General features: G+C 73.7%; 17 protein-coding genes and 1 pseudogene. 12 read left to right on the top strand and 6 right to left on the bottom strand.

The window, feature by feature from the left end:
- The first annotated feature begins 141 nt into the window (after positions 1–141).
- From ACWCSD_RS28340 to ACWCSD_RS28325, 4 genes are read left to right on the top strand one after another with little or no spacing between them, the layout of a single operon-like run.
- Positions 142–561 (top strand): HAD family hydrolase, encoded by a 420-nt coding sequence (locus tag ACWCSD_RS28340; RefSeq protein ID WP_449919283.1) that lies wholly within the window; start codon positions 142–144, stop codon positions 559–561.
- A gap of 54 nt (positions 562–615) precedes the next feature.
- A complete protein-coding gene (locus tag ACWCSD_RS28335) occupies positions 616–1,566 on the top strand; it encodes a hypothetical protein (protein WP_449919280.1) in 951 nt (316 codons plus the stop codon).
- 24 nt (positions 1,567–1,590) lie between these two features.
- Positions 1,591–3,243, top strand: coding sequence for a serine/threonine-protein kinase (locus ACWCSD_RS28330; protein ID WP_449919277.1), 1,653 nt, complete (start codon positions 1,591–1,593; stop codon positions 3,241–3,243).
- Between the two features lie 45 nt (positions 3,244–3,288).
- A complete protein-coding gene (locus ACWCSD_RS28325) occupies positions 3,289–3,438 on the top strand; it encodes a hypothetical protein (protein ID WP_358294834.1) in 150 nt (49 codons plus the stop codon).
- 172 nt (positions 3,439–3,610) lie between these two features.
- On the opposite strand, the gene ACWCSD_RS28320 is transcribed toward ACWCSD_RS28325, so the two are convergent.
- Positions 3,611–4,147 (bottom strand): TetR/AcrR family transcriptional regulator, encoded by a 537-nt coding sequence (locus tag ACWCSD_RS28320; RefSeq protein ID WP_387678887.1) that lies wholly within the window; start codon positions 4,145–4,147, stop codon positions 3,611–3,613.
- Between the two features lie 170 nt (positions 4,148–4,317).
- Between ACWCSD_RS28320 and ACWCSD_RS28315 the strand changes: the two genes are divergently transcribed.
- From ACWCSD_RS28315 to ACWCSD_RS28300, 4 genes are all read left to right on the top strand, one after another.
- Positions 4,318–5,943, top strand: a complete 1,626-nt coding sequence (locus tag ACWCSD_RS28315) for an ABC-F family ATP-binding cassette domain-containing protein (protein ID WP_449919272.1) — start codon at positions 4,318–4,320, stop codon at positions 5,941–5,943.
- Positions 5,937–6,860, top strand: a complete 924-nt coding sequence (locus ACWCSD_RS28310) for a Vgb family protein (protein WP_397161786.1) — start codon at positions 5,937–5,939, stop codon at positions 6,858–6,860. Before ACWCSD_RS28315 ends, ACWCSD_RS28310 begins: the two co-directional genes overlap by 7 nt.
- Positions 6,861–6,998: 138 nt before the next feature.
- Positions 6,999–7,946 carry a quinone oxidoreductase family protein gene (locus tag ACWCSD_RS28305; protein ID WP_449919269.1) on the top strand — a complete coding sequence of 316 codons (948 nt, stop codon included), beginning with the start codon at positions 6,999–7,001 and terminating at the stop codon, positions 7,944–7,946.
- 17 nt (positions 7,947–7,963) lie between these two features.
- Positions 7,964–8,584: a LysE family translocator gene (locus ACWCSD_RS28300; protein WP_449919266.1), complete on the top strand. Its 621-nt coding sequence runs from the start codon at positions 7,964–7,966 to the stop codon at positions 8,582–8,584.
- Here the strand turns inward: ACWCSD_RS28300 and ACWCSD_RS28295 are convergent.
- The 3 genes from ACWCSD_RS28295 to ACWCSD_RS28285 are packed head-to-tail and all read right to left on the bottom strand — an operon-like array spanning position 8,575 to position 11,268.
- A complete protein-coding gene (locus ACWCSD_RS28295; RefSeq protein WP_352323507.1) occupies positions 8,575–9,588 on the bottom strand; it encodes a PucR family transcriptional regulator in 1,014 nt (337 codons plus the stop codon). The two genes, ACWCSD_RS28300 and ACWCSD_RS28295, sit on opposite strands and share 10 nt — an antisense overlap.
- Complete coding sequence (locus ACWCSD_RS28290; RefSeq protein WP_364336390.1) at positions 9,588–10,379, bottom strand: ABC transporter permease subunit; 792 nt, start codon at positions 10,377–10,379, stop codon at positions 9,588–9,590. Before ACWCSD_RS28290 ends, ACWCSD_RS28295 begins: the two co-directional genes overlap by 1 nt.
- A complete protein-coding gene (locus tag ACWCSD_RS28285; RefSeq protein ID WP_352360661.1) occupies positions 10,357–11,268 on the bottom strand; it encodes an ABC transporter ATP-binding protein in 912 nt (303 codons plus the stop codon). Before ACWCSD_RS28285 ends, ACWCSD_RS28290 begins: the two co-directional genes overlap by 23 nt.
- 90 nt (positions 11,269–11,358) lie before the next feature.
- Between ACWCSD_RS28285 and ACWCSD_RS28280 the strand changes: the two genes are divergently transcribed.
- Positions 11,359–12,189: a patatin-like phospholipase family protein gene (locus ACWCSD_RS28280; protein ID WP_397161788.1), complete on the top strand. Its 831-nt coding sequence runs from the start codon at positions 11,359–11,361 to the stop codon at positions 12,187–12,189.
- A 40-nt stretch (positions 12,190–12,229) separates the two neighbouring features.
- A complete protein-coding gene (locus ACWCSD_RS28275) occupies positions 12,230–13,279 on the top strand; it encodes a 1-acyl-sn-glycerol-3-phosphate acyltransferase (RefSeq protein WP_449919259.1) in 1,050 nt (349 codons plus the stop codon).
- Here ACWCSD_RS28275 and ACWCSD_RS28270 read toward each other — a convergent pair.
- Complete coding sequence (locus ACWCSD_RS28270) at positions 13,249–14,748, bottom strand: cobyric acid synthase (RefSeq protein ID WP_449919256.1); 1,500 nt, start codon at positions 14,746–14,748, stop codon at positions 13,249–13,251. The genes ACWCSD_RS28275 and ACWCSD_RS28270 overlap by 31 nt on opposite strands.
- A gap of 135 nt (positions 14,749–14,883) precedes the next feature.
- Here ACWCSD_RS28270 and ACWCSD_RS28265 point away from each other — a divergent pair, with 135 nt between their 5' ends.
- On the top strand, positions 14,884–16,212 hold the full coding sequence (locus ACWCSD_RS28265) for an MFS transporter (protein ID WP_449919253.1): 1,329 nt from the start codon (positions 14,884–14,886) through the stop codon (positions 16,210–16,212).
- Here ACWCSD_RS28265 and ACWCSD_RS28260 read toward each other — a convergent pair.
- A complete protein-coding gene (locus ACWCSD_RS28260) occupies positions 16,209–17,087 on the bottom strand; it encodes a diacylglycerol/lipid kinase family protein (RefSeq protein ID WP_352323514.1) in 879 nt (292 codons plus the stop codon). The two genes, ACWCSD_RS28265 and ACWCSD_RS28260, sit on opposite strands and share 4 nt — an antisense overlap.
- Positions 17,088–17,151: 64 nt before the next feature.
- Between ACWCSD_RS28260 and ACWCSD_RS28255 the strand changes: the two are divergent.
- Positions 17,152–17,418: pseudogene (locus ACWCSD_RS28255) on the top strand (phospholipase); the annotation flags it as partial.

Here is a 17,418-nt window from a genome sequence, read left to right as displayed (position 1 = left end):
ACGGAGTCGTAGCCCGCCCGGTAGGACGACGACACCCCGGCCGTCAGGCGGCCGTCCGGCGAGACCGCCACCTCCGACAGGCCCTTCTGCCGGGTCGCGTACCTGGTGGCCGGGGTCGGCGGGATGAGCGGCGGGGCGAGCGTGGAGGGGGTCGCGGGCGCGCTCACCGAGGCGTTCGCCGAGCGCGTCAGGACCGGGCTGACGGTCGTGCCGGGGGCGCCGGAGCTGCTGGCCGAGCTGGCCGCGGCGGACGTCCCGACCGCGCTGGTGACCGCCTCCCCCCGCGGCATCGTGGAGCTGGTGCTGCCCCGGCTCGGGCACGCGTTCGACCTGGTGATCGCCGACGAGGACACCGCCCGGGGCAAGCCGCACCCGGACCCGTACCTGGAGGCGGCCCGCAGGCTGCGGGTGGCCCCGGCGCGGTGCGTGGCCGTCGAGGACAGCCCGGCGGGCGTGGCCGCGGCCACCGCCGCGGGCTGCCGCGTGCTGGTGGTGGACCCCGCGCGCGGGCTGGCCCAGGTGCGGGCCGGGCTGCGCGGCGCTCCCCCGCACGGGGGATGAACCCGCCTCCCGCAGGGGAGGGACGGGCCCGCGGGCGTCGGCAGGATCTCGTGCATGAGCCCCGAGGTGAGAATTGTCAGGACGCCCGCCGTCGCGCTGGCGCTGGTCGTCCTCTACGGCGGCCTGCGCGTCTACTGGGAGCTCGGCCACATGCCGGAGCGGATGTCGCCGATCGGGTCCGACCTGATCGTGTTCACCGGCTGGGCCGCGGTGGGCCTGTGCGCGGCGGCCGCGGCGGCGCTGGTCGTCCTGATGGCCGCGCGCCCGGACGGCCCGCTGGGATGGGCGCCGCCGGCGCTGGCCTGGGCGGTGGGCGGCGCGCTCATCGTGTCGGGGGCGCTGCTGCTGCTCGACGTGGTGTCGGTGGTCGTCCCGGGGCTCGGCATGCCGTTCTCGTGGGCGGGGGCGCTCAGCAAGGCGGCCTGCGTGGGCTCGGGGGTGCTGCTCTGGCGGTCCGCCGCGGCCTACCGGCGGCGGGCCGCGGGGGCCTGCGCGGCGTGCGGGCGGCGTTCGTCCCGGGTGCTCGCGCGTACGCCGGGGTGGGCCTTCGCGGCGGCCTACGTCTCCGTGGCCGGCTGCCTGGCGCGGATCGCGGCGCAGGCGGCCGTCGGGTTCGACGTCGTGCCGTACCGTGCCGGAGCGGTGGCGTTCGAGATCGAGTTCCTGCTCGCCGGGACGCTGCTGCCGCTGGCGCTCGTCCACCGGTTCGGGCGGGTGTGGCCGGGATGGGTGCCGTGGCTGGCCGGGCGCCCGGTGCCGCGCCGGCTGGTGTTGTGGCCGGGGGTGGGGGTGTCCGGCGGGCTGCTGGCCTACTTCGGGGTGGCGCTGGGGCAGATGGCCGCCGAACGGCTCAGCGGGGGCGTGCCGTTCTCCGGGGGCGATCTGCCCGAGGCGTTCTTCTGGGTGGCCGTGCCCGGGTACGTGGTGTGGGGCGCCGGGATGGCCGTGGCGGCCTGGTCGTACGCGCGGCGTACGCGCATCGCGTGCGCGTCCTGCGGCGGATAGCCGCGATCGGTAAGCTGGGCCGCCGTGAGCGGTGATATATCCCAGATCGGGCGCTACCGGCTGCTGAGCGTGCTCGGGCGGGGCGGCATGGGCACGGTCCACCTCGCCGAGGATCCCACTGGGCAGCGGGTCGCCATCAAGGTGATCAATCCGGAGCTCAGTCAGCACGAGCAGTTCCGGATGCGCTTCCGCCGGGAGGCGGACGCCGCTCGCCGCGTCCGCAGGTTCTGCACCGCCGCGGTGATCGAGGCCGCGCTCGACGGCGACCTGCTCTACGTGGTCACCGAGTACGTGCCGGGCCCCGATCTGGAGGAGGCCGTACGCCAGTCGGGGCCGCTGCGCGGCTCCAGCCTCGACGCGCTGGCCGTCAGCGTGGCCACGGCGCTGACCGCCATCCACGGCGCCGGGGTGGTCCACCGTGACCTCAAGCCGTCGAACGTGCTGCTGTCCCCCGTCGGGCCGCGCGTGATCGACTTCGGCATCGCGCGGGCGCTCGACACGCTGGGCGGCGTCACCGGCACCGGCGAGCTGGTCGGCACGCCCCGGTACATGGCCCCCGAGGTGCTGCGCGGCGAGCCGGTCTCGCCCGCCTGCGACGTGTTCTCGTGGGGCTGCCTGATCGCGTACGCGGCGAGCGGACGGGCGCCGTTCGGCGGCGACACGCTGCCCTCCATCGTCTACCAGGTGCTCAACACCGAGCCCCGCCTCGACGACGTCGATCCCGGCCTGCGCGAGCTGGTCGGGGCCGCGCTGCGCAAGGACCCCGCCGTGCGGCCCACCGCGCAGCAGCTCCTCGACCACCTCGTGGGCCGCTCGGCGGCGCCCGAGCAGGCGGCGCACACCGTGCAGGTGGCCTGGCAGCACGCCACCACCCCGTTCACCGAGGCCGCGCCCACTGCTGCCGACACGGCGGCCAACACGGCGGCGAAGCGGCGCGGCAGGCTGCTCGGGATCGGCGCGGCCGCCGCGGCGGTGCTGGTGGCCGCCGCGGCGACGGCCTGGGCGGTGCTCACTCCGAGCGGGCCGCCCGACGACCTGGGCGTCCTGTACCGCGAGGACTTCACGCAGACCTCCGGCGGCTGGCTCGGCACCTACGACCCCGACACCACGGGCAGCAAGGGCTACCGCACGGACGGCACGTACGGCCTCGACGTGGAGGACGGCCGCGAGGAGCAGTGGGCGAAGGCCCCGATCCCCTTCCTCGTCGCCACGCCCACGAACACCCCCGACCCCTCCGCCACGCCCACGCCGATGTTGCCGTCGTCGGTGGTCGTCGGCGTCACCGCCGAGATCCGGGAGTACGCCGGCAGCGGCGAGTACGGCATCTACTGCCACAACTCCGACGACGACGACACCTACTACGAGTTCGGCCTCGACACTGAGGGGAACGCGCGGATCCGCCGCGTGTACGACGGCGCGGGCGGCACGCTGACCCAGCCCGCCAAGGTGGCCAAGCCGGAGGGCCGGGTGCGCATCGTGGCCTCGTGCGAGCAGCGCGGCACCGGGGTGCGGCTGACGATGTGGGTGAACGACAAACGGGTGCAGCAGGCCGACGACCCCAACGGGCTCGGCAACGGGTACGTCGGGCTCTTCGCGCGTACGCCCAAGGACAGCGAGTCGTCGCTGAAGATGACGTTCGACGACTTCGAGCTGCGGGGGCAGAAGGAGGAGCCCTAGACGGGCGGCCCGCGTTCCCGGCGGCCATCGGGGTAGGGGGTGTGCATGGCGAAGCTCATGGACCGGGTGCGCGCGTACCTGCGCAGCCCTGAAGGCAGGCAGACCGTCGAGAAGGCCAAGCGCATGGCCCGAGACCCGCAGAACCAGGAGAAGGCCCGGCGTTTCCTCGACCGGCTCCGCCCCCGCCGCCACTGACCAGCCCGCGGCCGCCTCTCCCGGGCGGCCGCCCGCACGGGCGGCCTCTCCGCGGCCGCTTGCGTCGGCTGCCTGTTCGCGGCGGCCTCTTCGCGGCGGCCTCTTCGCGGTGCCGCTTCCGTCGGTCGCTTCCGTCGGTCGCTTCTTGCGGCTGCCGCTCTGATCGGGGTTCTCAGAGGATCCCGGCGCGGGCGGCGGCCAGGGCGGCGTCGGCGGCGCGGTCGGCGTCCCGCTCGCTCACCGGCTCGTGCGCGACGAACAGCCGGTAGTAGACCGGGGCGACGGCCACCCTGATCACCTCCCGGACGTCGACGACGTCGGGCAGCTCGCCACGGGCGATCGCGCGCCGCACCACCTCGGCCGACTGGTCGTGCCGGGCGGCGAAGAACGCGTGCAGGGCCCGCGCCGCCTCCGGGCTCTGGACGGCCGCCGCCACGAACGCCGACGACACCGGCCCCAGCTCCGGGTCGGCGAACCCGCCGCGGACGAGCTGGACGACCGCCCGCAGGTCGCCCTCGACGCAGCCGGTGTCGGGGATCGGCCACGGCTCGTCCTTGGCCAGCTCCAGGGCGTCGGAGATCAGGCCCTCCACGTTGCCCCACCGCCGGTAGACGGTGGTCTTGTGCACGCCCGACCGCTCGGCCACGTTCTCGACCGTCAGGCCGCGGAAGCCATGGGCCGCCAGCTCGGCCAGGGTCGCCTGGCGCACGGCGTCGCGAACTCGCGCGCTGCGCCCTCCAGGACGTCTGCTCGGTTCCAAAACCTACTCCAGTTGCGTTTGCGGCTTCGCCTGTGCCAAACTAAAGCTACAACAGTTGCGATTGGAGTTCCATCCTGATCAACGTCCGAAGGCTCGGCAAGTCGTACGGCGACCGCGTCGTGCTCACCGATGTGTCCCTGTCCGTGGGCCCCGGCGAGCGCCTGGCCGTCGTCGGCGAGAACGGCTCAGGCAAGTCCACCCTGCTCCGGCTGCTGGCCGGCGTCGAACAGCCCGACGACGGCGAGATCACCATCACCGGCGTCACGGGAGTCACCGGCGATGTCGGCCATCTCGGCCAGACGCTCGGCCTGCCGCCCGGTCACACCGTCCAGCAGGCGGTCGACCACGCGCTCGCCGGTCTGCGGGCCATGGAGCGGAGGCTGCGCGAGCTGGAGTCGGCGCTCACCGACGACGTCATGGACGAGTACGGCGAGCTGCTGACCGCCTACGAGGCCCGCGGCGGCTACACGGCCGACGCGCGCATCGACAAGGCCCTCCACGGCCTCGGCCTGGCGCACGTCGCCCGTGACCGGGTGCTGTCGAGCCTGTCGGGCGGCGAGCGCGCCCGGCTGGGCCTGGCCTGCGTGCTGGCCGCCGACCCCGCCACGCTGCTGCTCGACGAGCCGACCAACCACCTCGACGAGCCGGCGCTGACCTGGCTCGAAGAGCGGCTGCGCGGTCACCGGGGGCCCGTGGTCGTGGTCTCCCACGACCGGGTCTTCCTCGACCGGGTGGCCACCGCCGTCCTGGAGGTCGAGGAGGGGGCCGTCACCCGGTTCGGCGGCGGCTACAGCGGCTACCTGGCGGCCAAGGCGGCGGCGCGGGCGCGGTGGGAGCAGGCGTACGCGGCCTGGCGCGAGGAGGTCCGGCAGGTGCGCGAACACGCCGCCACCACCGCCCACCGCGTGGCGGCCGGGCGGGCCATGAGGGACAACAACAAAATGGCCTACGACCGCAACGCGGGCCGCGTCCAGAGCTCGGTGGCCACCCGCGTGCGCAACGCCCACGAGCGGCTGCGCCGCCTGGAGGACGACCCGGTCCCCCGCCCGCCGGCCCCGCTCCGCTTCCGGGCCGCCTTCCGCGCTCCCGCCCCAGCGGGCAACGCTCCGGTGAGCGACGGTCCGGTGAGCGACGGTCCGGCGGGCAACGGTCCGGCGGGCAACGGTCCGGCGGGCAACGGTCCGGTGAGCAAGGGTCCGGCCGCGGCCGCGCCCCTGGTGGAGCTGCGTGACGTGCACGTCGGTGACCGGCTCCACGTCGGGTCGCTGACCGTCCGGCCGGGCGAGCGGGTGCTGGTGAGCGGGCCCAACGGGGCGGGCAAGTCCACGTTGCTGCGGGTCCTGGCCGAGCGCGCCGGGTGCCGGGCCGGCCACCTCCCCCAGGACGACGACCTCGACCCCGGCCTGGCCGTGCTCGCCGCGTTCGGGCACGACGGCTACGCCGACGAGCGGCGCGCGGCCCTGCTGGACACCGGCCTCCTCCCCGCGCACGCGCTCGACCGGCGGGTGGGCGAGCTCTCGGTCGGCCAGCGGCGCCGGCTGTCGCTGGCCAGGCTGCTCATCAGGGAGCACGACCTGCTGCTGCTCGACGAACCGACCAACCATCTGTCGCCCGTCCTGGCCGACGAGCTCGACCACGCGCTCGCCGCCTACCCGGGGGCGGTGGTCATGGTCACGCACGACCGGGCGCTGAGGCGCCGTTTCACGGGCACCGAGATCCGACTGACAGGGGGACACATATGTTGACCATGATTTCCGCGGGCTCGCCCTACGGCGTGGCCACCGCCGCCGACGGCGCGCTCTGGTTCACGCTCGTCCACCAGGGCTGTGTCGGCAGGCTGGTGCCGGGCCACGAGCCGGTGATCCATCAGCTCGACCCGGCCGACGGGCAGCCCGGCGTGATCGTGCCCGGCCACGACGGCGCGATGTGGTTCACCGAGGGCAAGGGCGGCCGGGTCTGCCGGATCACCGGCGACGGCCAGGTCACCGCGTACCCGGCCGACTCGCCGTACGGGATCGTCGCCGGGCCCGACGGGGCGATGTGGTTCACCCAGATGGGCAGCGGGCGCATCGGGCGCATCGGCGCCGACGGCGAGCGCTCCGACTTCGACGTGCCGGTGGAGGGCGGCATGCCCGCCTTCATCACGGTGGGCGGCGACGACGCGCTCTGGTTCTCGATCAACCAGGGCCACGCCGTCGGCCGGATCTCGCTGTCCGGGGAGGTCACCGTGCATGCGCTGCCCACCGAGGGCGCCGCCCCCGTGGGTATCACGCTCGGGCCCGACGGGGCGGTGTGGTTCGTGGAGATCGGCGCGGGGCAGGTCGGCCGGATCGATCCGGCCGGGAAGATCACCGAGTTCCCGCTGCCCGATCGGGCCTGCCGTCCGCACGCCATCGTGGCCGGTCCCGACGGCGCGCTCTGGTTCACCGAGTGGGCCGCCGGGCGTCTCGGCCGCATCACGGTCGACGGCGCGATCGAGGAGCACCCGCTGCCCACGGTGCCGGTGCCGCCGTCCGCGACCGCCGGGCAGGGCGAGCCGGGCGCCGCCGGCAGCGGCGAGCCGCACGGGCTGACGGTCGGCGCCGACGGAGCGATCTGGGTAGCCCTGGAAGCCGGCGCCCTGGCCCGCATCCTGCCCCCCTCCCCCACCCCCGACCAGTGACGGTTGCGCCCGACCGGTGAGCCGTGGGGGGGCGTGGCCCAGACGAGCGTGGCGGGTGCTGACAATCCTCCGGATCCCCTTGGCGGCGCGCTGGGGCTGGGGTGGCGGTGGGGGGCTGGGGCGGAGTTGACTGGGGGGATGCATGCCATCATCGTCTCCGCCCAGGGCGGTCCAGAGGTTCTCGAATACGTCGAGCGTCCCGATCCGCCGCCGGGTGACGGGGAGGTCGTGGTCGACGTCGCGGCCAGCGGGGTCAACTTCATCGACATCTACCACCGTTCCGGCGCCTACCCGCTCCCGGTGCCGACCCCGATCGGGTCCGAGGGGGCCGGCGTGGTCTCGGCCGTCGGGCCGGGGGTCGACGGGCCGGCCGTCGGCGACACCGTGGCCTGGGCCGGCGTGCTGGGCAGCTACGCGGAGAAGGCCGTGGTGCCGGCCGACCGGCTGGTGCCGGTGCCCGACGGCGTGTCCGCCGAGCTGGCCGCGGCGGCGATGCTCCAGGGCATGACGGCCCACTACCTCACCCACTCGACGTACGACGTCAAGGAGGGCGACCAGGTGCTGGTGCACGCCGGCGCCGGCGGCATGGGCCAGCTGCTGATCCAGGTCGCCAAGCTGCGCGGCGCCAAGGTCTACAGCACGGTCTCCACGCCGGAGAAGGAGAAGCTGGCCCGCGCGGCCGGGGCCGACGAGGTGCTGGGCTACGACGAGTTCGCCGACGCGTTGCGCGACCGGATCCACGTCGTCTACGACGGCGTCGGCAGGACGACGTTCGACGGCGGCCTGGAGGCGCTGCGCCCGCGCGGGCTCATGGCCCTCTACGGCGCGGCCAGCGGCCCGGTCCCGCCGCTCGATCCGCAGGTGCTCAACCGCGCCGGCTCGCTCTTCCTGACCAGGCCCACACTCGTCCATTACGTCGCCGAGCGCGAGGAGCTGCTCTGGCGGGCCGCCGACCTGTTCGGCTGGATCGCCTCGGGGCAGCTCAGGATCAACGTGTCCGAGCGCTACCCGCTGGCCGAGGCACGACGGGCCCACGAGGACCTGGCCGCCCGGCGTACGACCGGAAAGTTGCTGTTGATTCCCTAGCGCTACGCTCGCCCCTTGTGGACATCAATGCGGCAGTCTGGTCGTTCGCTGCCGTCGTCGCGCTCCTGACGATCACACCGGGGCTCGACACGGCTCTCACCCTGCGCACGTCGCTGCTCACCGGCAGGCGGGCGGCCTGGGGGGTGGTGCTGGGCATCCAGCTCGGCACGCTGATCTGGGGCGTGCTCACCGCGGCGGGGCTGTCGGCGCTGCTGGCGGCCTCGCGGTTCGCCTACGACGTCCTGCGCTGGGCGGGGGCGGCGTACCTGGTGTGGATGGGGGTGCGCATGCTCCTCGCCAGGGCGCGGGCGGGCGAGGAGGAGGACGGGCAGCGGGCGTTCGGGTTCGGCAAGGGGTTCCGGCGCGGCCTGCTCACGAACCTGCTCAACCCCAAGGTGGGGGCGTTCTACGTGGCGATGTTGCCGCACTTCATCCCGGCCGGCGCGCCGCACGCGGCGATGGGGCTGCTGCTGGCCGGGGTGCACGTGGCCGAGGGGCTGGCGTGGAGCGCGGTGCTGATCGGGTTCGCCTCGCTGATGAGCGACGTCCTGCGGTCGGCCCGCGTACGGCGGATCCTCGACCGGGTGACCGGCGTGGTCATCGTCGGGTTCGGGCTCCGGCTCGCCCTTCACGACTGATCCCACGGCCAGTCCAGCAGCCGCGCGCCCAGGACCGCGGTCTCCAGGGTGAAGCGCTGGGTGGGGTCGTCGGGCGAGAAGCCGGTCAGCCGGCGGATGCGTTCCAGCCGGTACGTCACCGCCCGCGGACTGATCCGCAGCCTGCGGGCGGCCGCCGCCTGGTTGCCGTGCGCGGCGAAGACCGCCTCCAGCGTCTCGACCAGCGGCTCGTGCCCGCCCCTGGCGTGCAGCAGCGGGCTCAGCACGCTGGTCACCAGGTCCTCGATCGCGCCGCGGTCGCGCAGCAGCACGGGGAAGACCAGCAGGTCGGCGGCCTTGACCACGTCGAGCGTGAGCCGCAGCGCGTCGGCCAGCTCCAGCGCCCCGGCCGCCTCCCTGAAGGAGGTCACGACGCCGCCCGGCCCGCGGTGCGGCCGTCCGACGCCGACCCGCCATCCGGCCGGGAAGCGGGCGCGTACGTGATGGGTGAACTCCCCCACAGCGGCGGGCAGCGTGGCGGGCACGACGCACACCAGCAGCCCTTCGCGCACCGCCACCAGCACGTTGTGCGAGCCGAACCGGGCGATCAGGTCGCGCTCGATGCGGTCCTGGTCCCCGTCGCGCAGCCCGCGGGCGGCGGCCACCACGTACGACTCGGCCAGCCGGAGGCCGAAGTGCTCGGCCCGCTCGGCCAGCCGCTCGGCCCGTCCCTGGAGCAGGTCGTCCACGAACTCCCTGCGGGCCGTCTCCTCGCCTCTGAGGGCGGCGAGCTGGGCCAGCTCGTACCCCTCCATGAGCGCCGAGACGGCCCTGCGCAGCGCGGGCAGCACGTCCGGCAGCCCCTCGGCGGCGGCGAGCGCGCCGTCGACCAGCGTCCGCAGCGGGACGCCCTGCTCGGCGGCGCGCGTGCCGTCGGCGCGGCAGGCGTCGAGCGCCGCCCGCGAGGGCGGACGCCCGGCGGCTGCCCCGGCCAGCACCTGGCGATGCCCGCCGAGCAGGTCGGCGGGCATCCTGGAGAGCACCATCACACTCCTACGTCACGCCTGTCGAAGGACAGGATCGCGGTGAGCGCGAGCACTGCCGTCGCTCCCGCCAGCACAAGGTAGTCCCCGACCGGCAGGCCCTCATAGAGCGGCCGGCCCTCGGCGTAGTAGTGGAACGGCGAGAGCCACTTCAGCCAGGCGATGGCCGCCACGCCGCGGCCGAGCGTGACGACGATGTACCCGGCCGCCACCCACACGCCGACGACGGACGAGGCGATCATCCTGCGGCCGGTCACCGCGCCCACGGTCAGGGCCACGGTGCCGAAGAACAGCGCGAGCAGCAGCACCCCGACGTGCGCGGCCAGGACGCGGTCGAACGGCACCCCGAGCTCCGCCGCGTCCCCGGCCGCCCACGCCACGGCCAGCGTCACGGCGAACACCGCCAGCAGCGCCAGCGCCAGCGCGCAGAACCGCTGGAGCACCAGCCGCTTGCGGTCCACCGGCAGCGTGACGACGAGCTCCAGCGTCCCGGCCTCCTCCGGCTGGGCGATCGCCCGGTTGGCCAGCATGGTGGCGAGCACGACGAACAACATCGGGACGAAGAGCTGGTAGACGACCGTCTGCAGGAAGTTGACGCCGAGCGCCAGGTCGGGCATGCCGCCCATGAGGTCCCTGAGCGGGCCGGGGTACTTGGCCAGGGCCTGCTGGTTGAACGTTCTCGGGTCCTGGCTGACGCTGCGGAAGATGCTGATGTAGAGGGCCATGAACGCGCTGATGCCGACGGTCCACCAGATCAGGGCCCGGCGGTGGTCACGCAGACTCTTGGCGATCATGGTGCCGGTCCTCCTCGCTGTAGTAGGTCAGGAAGATCTCTTCCAGGTCGGGCTCGGCGCTGACCAGGTGGACGACGGTGAACCGGGCGGCGGCCTTGACCAGGGCGTCCGGGCGGCCGTCGATCGTGCACCGGACGCTGGCGCCCTCCACCCGCAGGTCGCGCACCCCCGGCAGGCCCTCGAACGCCGACGCCGGCACCGGGGCGTCGAAGTGCAGCTCCATCCGGCGGACGGCCTTCTCGCGCAGCGCGGCCACGTTCTCCACGGTCACCAGGCGGCCCGCGCGGACGATGCCGACCCGGTCGGAGACGCTCTCCACCTCGGCCAGCACGTGCGAGGACATGAGCACGGTCCGGCCGGCCGCCCGCACCTCCCGGACCATGGCCAGGAACTCCTGCTGGACGAGCGGGTCGAGCCCGCTGGTCGGCTCGTCGAGGATGAGGAACTCCGGCTCGTGCATGAACGCCTGGATCAGCCCGACCTTCTGCCTGTTGCCCTTGGAGAGCTTGCGCATCGGCACCGACAGGTCGGCGTCGAACCGTTCGGCCAGCTCCTCGATGCGGCTGCCCGGCACCCCGCCGCGCACGCGGCCGAGGAAACCGAGGTAGTCGCGGGCCCGGTCGCGGCCTTCGAGCGCCAGCTCGCCGGGCAGGTAGCCGATGCGGGCGCGGGTGGCGGCGGCGCGCGGGTCGTGGCCGAACACGCGGACCGTGCCGCGGGTGGGCCTGATCACGTCGAGCAGCAACCTGATCGTGGTGGTCTTGCCGGCGCCGTTGGGCCCGAGGTAGCCGAAGATCTCGCCGGGCCGGATCTCCAGCGTGAGGTCTTCGAGGCCGCGCCGCCCGCCGTAGTACTTGGTCAGCCCTTCGGCCTGTACCACTGCTGTCATGCCGGAATCGTCCCGCCGGGGCGGCGGTGGGGTCACTGGCCGAAGTCGGCAGCGTCCCGGCCGGTTCCCTTCCGGGACACGGCAACAAGAATGGGCAGGGTGAAGAGCGTGGAGACGGCGTTCGTGCTCGGTGGCGGTGGCGTGCTGGGGGCTCACGAGGTGGGCATGCTCCAGGCGCTCGACGACTTCGGCATCCGGCCCGACGTGGTCGTCGGCACGTCGGTGGGCGCGCTCAACGGCGCGCTCATCGCCGCCGACCCCGCGCGGGCGGTCGACCGGCTGACCTCGTTGTGGCGGTCCGACGTCGTGCGCACGGCGTTCGCCGGGTCGTGGGTGACGCGGCTGTCCACGCTGGCCAGGACCGGCACCCACCTGCATCCCAACGGTCCCCTCCGGGAGGTGCTGGCCGGGACGGTGCGCACGGAGCTGATCGAGGAGCTGGCGGTGCCGTTCCAGTGCGTGGCGGCCTCGGTGGAGCGGGCCGCGGCCCACTGGTTCGCCAGCGGGCCGCTGGTGGAGGCGGTGCTGGCGTCGTGCGCGGTGCCGGGGCTGCTGCCGCCTGTGAAGATCGGCGGGGAGCACTTCTTCGACGGCGGGCTGGTGCACAGCATCCCCGTCGGGCGGGCCGTGCAGCTCGGGGCCAGGCGGGTCTACGTGCTGCACGTCGGCCGGATCGAGCGCCCGCTGACCGCGCCCCGGCGGTTCTGGGAGGTGGGGATGGTGGCGTTCGAGATCGCGCGGCGCTACCGGTTCGCCGAGGAGATGGCCTCGTTGCCGCCGGGGGTGGAGGTGCACGTGCTGCCCGCCGGGGTCGCCGCGCCGCTGTCCACCCTGCGCTACCGCGACCTGTCCCAGATCTCCACCTACATCGAGCGGGCGTACCAGGCTTCTTCGCACTATCTGCGGACAAGAGGAGGATGAAGGTAGGGCCTCAGGGCAGGCAGACCTCAGGGAGGCGCCGTTGATCCCACCGCGTATCGTCCGCCGGATCGTGCTGGCTCCGCTCGTCATCGTGGTCACCGTGGTGGTGCTGGTGACGTTGCCGTTGTGGCTGCTGGTCACGTTCGGGGCGTCCTTGCGGCTGCCGCCGCCGCAGCGCAGGGGGTTGCGGTTCGTCTGGTTCGGCGCGGCCTGGCTGACGCTGGAGTCGGCGGTGCTCATCGCGTGCCTCGGGCTGTGGCTGTCGGGGGCGTTCGGGCGGGCCCGGCGCCAGGAGCGGCACTACGCGCTGATCCGCTGGTTCCTGGCCAAGGTGTACGCGGCGGCGGTGCGGATCTTCCGGCTGACCGTGGACGTCGAGGAGCCCGCGCCGACCGCGCAGGAGCGCGCCACCCGGCTGAGCCGCCCGGTCGTGGTGCTCTCCCGGCACGCCGGGCCGGGCGACTCCTTTCTGCTGATCTATCACCTGCTGGCGGTGTACGGGCGGCACCCGCGGATCGTCATGAAGGCCGCACTCCAGTACGACCCGTCGCTCGACGTCGTGGTCAACCGCCTGCCGAACGCCTTCGTGCCGCGGCGGTCCGGACGCGAGCGGGTGATCGAGGAGATCCGGCGGCTGTCGGCGACCATGGACGACCGCGACGCCCTGGTGATCTTCCCCGAGGGCGGCAACTTCACCCCGCGCCGGCGGCGGCTGGCGATCCGCCGGCTGGAGGACAAGGGGCTGGCCGAGGAGGCGGAGCGGGCACGCGGCATGACCCACCTGCTGCCGCCCCGGCCGAACGGGGCCATCGCCGCGATCACCGCCTGCCCGGAGGCCGACGTGGTCTTCGTCGCGCACACCGGCCTGGACGACCTCGTCACCATCGGCGACGTGTGGCGCAGGCTGCCGTACGCGGCGCGGATCACGGCCAGGTGGTGGCGGGTGCCGGCGGCCGAGGTGCCCAGGGACGACCGGGAGAGTCAGGTCCGCTGGCTGTACTCCCACTGGGAGGAGATCGACGCCTGGATCACCGCCCAGGGCGAGCGTTCCCGGCGGGATCAGGCCGAGGGGGCGCCTGGCGGCAGGTAGGGCACGGGGGCCGGGCCGTCGCGCAGCAGGCCGAGCAGGGCGTCGGTGTCCAGGTGCTGCTCGACGAGGTCGCCCAGGGCGTCCAGGCGGGCCTCGCGCAGGCGGCCGAAGTCGGTGTCCGGGGCGGGGACGAAGGCGCGCCCGGCCCGTTCGGCCACGTCGGCCAGGAAGGCCCGGCGGAAGGCGTCGTTCTCCAGGGCGCCGTGCCAGGTGGTGCCCCAAACGTCGCCGGCGCGGCAGCCGTCCAGGAAGGGCTCGCCGCCCTCGACGGTCGCCCGCCCGTGGTGGATCTCGTACGCGCTGACCGGCTGCCCGTAGGCCTGCCCGACCGGCCGGGCGAGCCGCTTGTCCGGTGCGAACTCGACGCGCACCGGCAGCAGTCCGAGCCCGTCCACCCGGCCCGCCCGCGACTCGACCTCGTCCACGATCTCCCGGCCGAGCATCTGGAACCCGCCGCAGATCCCGAGGACGGGCCCGCGCCGGGCGAGCAGGGCGTCGGCCAGGCCGGTGCGCCGCAGCCAGGCCAGGTCCTCGACCGTGGCCCGCGAGCCCGGCAGCACCACCAGGTCGGCGTCGTCCAGCTCGACCGGGTCGGTCACGAAGCGCACCAGCACGCCGGGCTCGGCGGCCAGGGCGTCCAGGTCGGTGAAGTTGGAGATCCGGGGCAGCCGGACGACCGCCACGCGCAACGTCTGCCTGCCCAGCGGCCGGCCGGTCGCGACCCGGCGGTTGTCCAGCGCGAGGGAGTCCTCGACGTCCAGCCAGAGGCCGTCGAGCCAGGGCAGCACGCCGTACACCGATCGGCCGGTGAGCTTCCTGATCATGTCGAGGCCGGGTTCGAGCAGCTCGCGGGCGCCCCGGAACTTGTTCACCACGAACCCTGAGACGAGGGCCTGGTCGGCCGCGTCCAGGAGCGCGACCGTGCCGTGGAAGGCGGCGAACACGCCGCCCCTGTCGATGTCGCCGACCACGACGACGGGCAGCCCGGCGGCCCTGGCCAGGCCCATGTTCGCGATGTCGCCGCGGCGCAGGTTGATCTCCGCGGGGCTGCCGGCGCCCTCGCAGATCACCACGTCGTACTGGGCGCGCAGCCGGTCCAGGGAGGCCAGGGCGGTGGTCCGCAGGAGGTCCTTGAGCGCGCCGTACTCCATGGCGTCCACGTCCGCGACGGGCTCGCCCAGGAGCACGACCTGGCTGCGGCGGTCGCTGCCCGGTTTGAGCAGGACGGGGTTCATGTCGGCGACCGGTTCCAGCCCGGCGGCCTGGGCCTGCATGGCCTGGGCGCGGCCGATCTCGGCGCCGCCGGCGGTGACGTAGGAGTTGAGCGACATGTTCTGGGCCTTGAAGGGCGCCACGCGCACGCCCTGGCGGGCCAGCCAGCGGCAGATCCCGGCGGTGACCACGCTCTTGCCCGCGTCGGAGGTGGTGCCGGCGACCAGCATCGCGCCCGTGACCTGCCCAGGATTCATGCGATCACCGTACATGAGCCCCAAACTGCGAAATTTCCCAGAAATCGCCCATTTACGAATCGTGTGACTTCTGCCACTCTGGCTAGAACGTTCGCCTAGAACAGCATTCTAGATTTTCCTACGGGAAGGGTGGGCATGGTCAGGACGTTGGGTTCGCCGCGTGCCGGCGTCATCGACGCGCGGACCAGGGCGCCGTTCGGCTGGGCGCCGCTGGTCGTGCTCTTCATCGTCGGGCTCGTGGACCGCATGGAGTACAACCTGCTGTCGGGGGTGCTGCCGCTCGTCCAGAAGGAGTGGGGCTTCAGCGACACCGCCGCGGGCTCGATCCCGACCGCCGCGGCGCTGGCCGCCGCGATCGTCTCCCTGCCCGCGGGCTTCCTGGCCGACCGGTTCAGCCGGACGCGGATCATCGCGGTGGTCGTGCTGCTGTGGGCCGTCGCCACGCTCGGCTCGGGCCTGGCCACCGGCTTCGTGATGTTCTACCTGATGCGGGTGCTGCTGGCGGCGGCCGAGAACATCGACAACCCGGCGGCCGGCAGCCTGCTCGCCGACTACTACCCGCCGGTCAGCCGGGCCAAGGCGTACGGGCTGACCCGCGTCACGACCTACCTCGGCGGCATCGGCACGCTGCTGGGCGGCGTGCTGGCCGAGGTGTTCTCCTGGCGCACCGCGTTCCTGGTGATGGTGGTGCCCGGCGTGCTCACGGCGGTGCTCGTGTGGTTCCTGCGCGAGCCGGGCCGCGGCGACCTGGACCGGATGGTCGCCGGAGCCCCCGCGGAAACCGCAGGATCGCCTGAGGGCACCGCGTCGCCCAAGGCGCCCTTCTGGCAGCAGTTCGGGCAGGTCATCCGCATCCCGACGCTGCTGTTCGTCTGCGTCGGGCTGGGCCTGCTGACCCTCGGCCTGGCCGGGATCTTCTACTGGCTGCCCACGCTCATGGTCCGCGAGTACGGCGTCGGCGTCGGCGCCGCCGGCTCGCTGAGCGGCCTGATCACCATCGCCGGGACGCTGGCCGGCACGCTGGTCGGCTCCTGGCTGGGCCGCAGGTGGCACGGCACCCGCAAGGGCGGCAGGCTGCTGGCCGGCGGCGGCGGCATCACGGCGGGCGCGGCCGTCCTGGCCGGCGCGCTGGCCATGGACTCGATCGGCCCGATGACCGCGCTGGTCCTGCTCGCCTGCTCGCTCATGTCGATCGCGATCCCGAACATGACGGCCTGCCTGGCCGACGTCGTCCCGGCCGCCGCGCGCGGTCTCGGCTTCGCCGTCCTGCAGCTGCTCATCACGGCGGCCGGGGCGTTCGGCTCACTCGTCGTCGGCATCGCCTCCGACCGGTTCGGCTCGCTGATCGGCGGCATGTACCTGCTGGTCGTCCCCATGATCGTGGGCGGCCTCCTGACGCTCGGCGCCCGCGCCTCCTTCGAGCGCGACGCCGGCCGGGTCATGGACGCCGCCCGCGCCGGCTAGGACGGCAGGCAGACGGTCAGCGCGCCCGGGGCCACCTTCGCCTTGATCTTGGTGGTGGCCTCGCGGTCGCCGCCGTCCAGCTCGTACGTCATCGGCGAGCCGAACCGGGCCGACACCTTGCGCGCCCGGGTGATGCGCACGAACGGCGAGTCCTCCGACCGTCCGGCGGCCATCTTGCCCATCACCCGGGCCCACTGGATCGGCCCCTTGGCCGTGGACAGCCCGACCTCCAGCCAGCCGTCGTCGGGCCGGGCGTCGTCGAACGCCTCGACCCCGCCGGCGATCGTGCCCACGTTGCCGAGCAGCAGGCAGCTCGCCTCCCCCTCGAACCAGGTGGACCCGTCGACCTTGACCGTCATCGGCACCAGGGGCCCGCCGACGTGCCGGACGGCGGCCTTGACGTAGCTCAGCTTGCCGAACTTCCGCTTGGCCTTGCCGTCGGCCTCGGCGATCATCTCGGCCTCGAACCCGGCCCCGGCCATGACCGCGAAGTGCTCGCCGTTGAGCACCCCGAGGTCCAGCTCGGCACGGCGGCCCTCGAAGCCGATCCGTACGGACTCCTCCAGGTCGGTGGGGATGCCCAGGTTGCCGGCGAACAGGTTGGCCGTCCCGGCGGGCAGGATCGCCATCGGCACGCCGGAGCCGGCCATGGCGTCGGCGCAGCGTTGCACCATGCCGTCACCGCCCCAGACGAACACCAGCTCCGCGCCCGCCTTGAGCGCCTTGCGCACCTTCTTGGGCGCCTTCTTGCTCTTGGGCACCTCGTGCCAGATCAGCTCGCCGACGTCCCGCTCGGTGAGCAGCACGCGCAGCCGGTCCAGGCCGGCCCCGAGGATCTTCTTCTGATGTGCGACAACCGCGATAGTGGGGGACACTCCTCCCGCACTACCCGGGCTTTGCCGGGTTATTAATGGCTTTTGTGCGGGTAGCGGTGGCCGAATGCGCATCCAGGACTGGTTCCTCACCGAGGAGGAACGCGACAACCGGGCGACCGGCCTCGACGCGTGGTCCAGCGGCAACTACGTACGGCCGCTGATCCACGGCGCCACGTACTTCGCCGAGCTGAAGAGCTGTCTGGAAGCGCTGCGCAAGGACGACCTGCTGCTGTTCGCCGACTGGCGGGGCGACCCCGACGAGCGACTGACCGACGACGGCCCCACGGTGAGCGCCGCCCTCGGGGCAGCGGCCGAGCGCGGCGCCGTCGTC

Source organism: Nonomuraea sp. NPDC001684 (assembly GCF_053596515.1).
The sequence above is the reverse complement of the archived record's forward strand: the minus strand, read 5'-3'. Positions and strand labels throughout refer to the sequence as shown.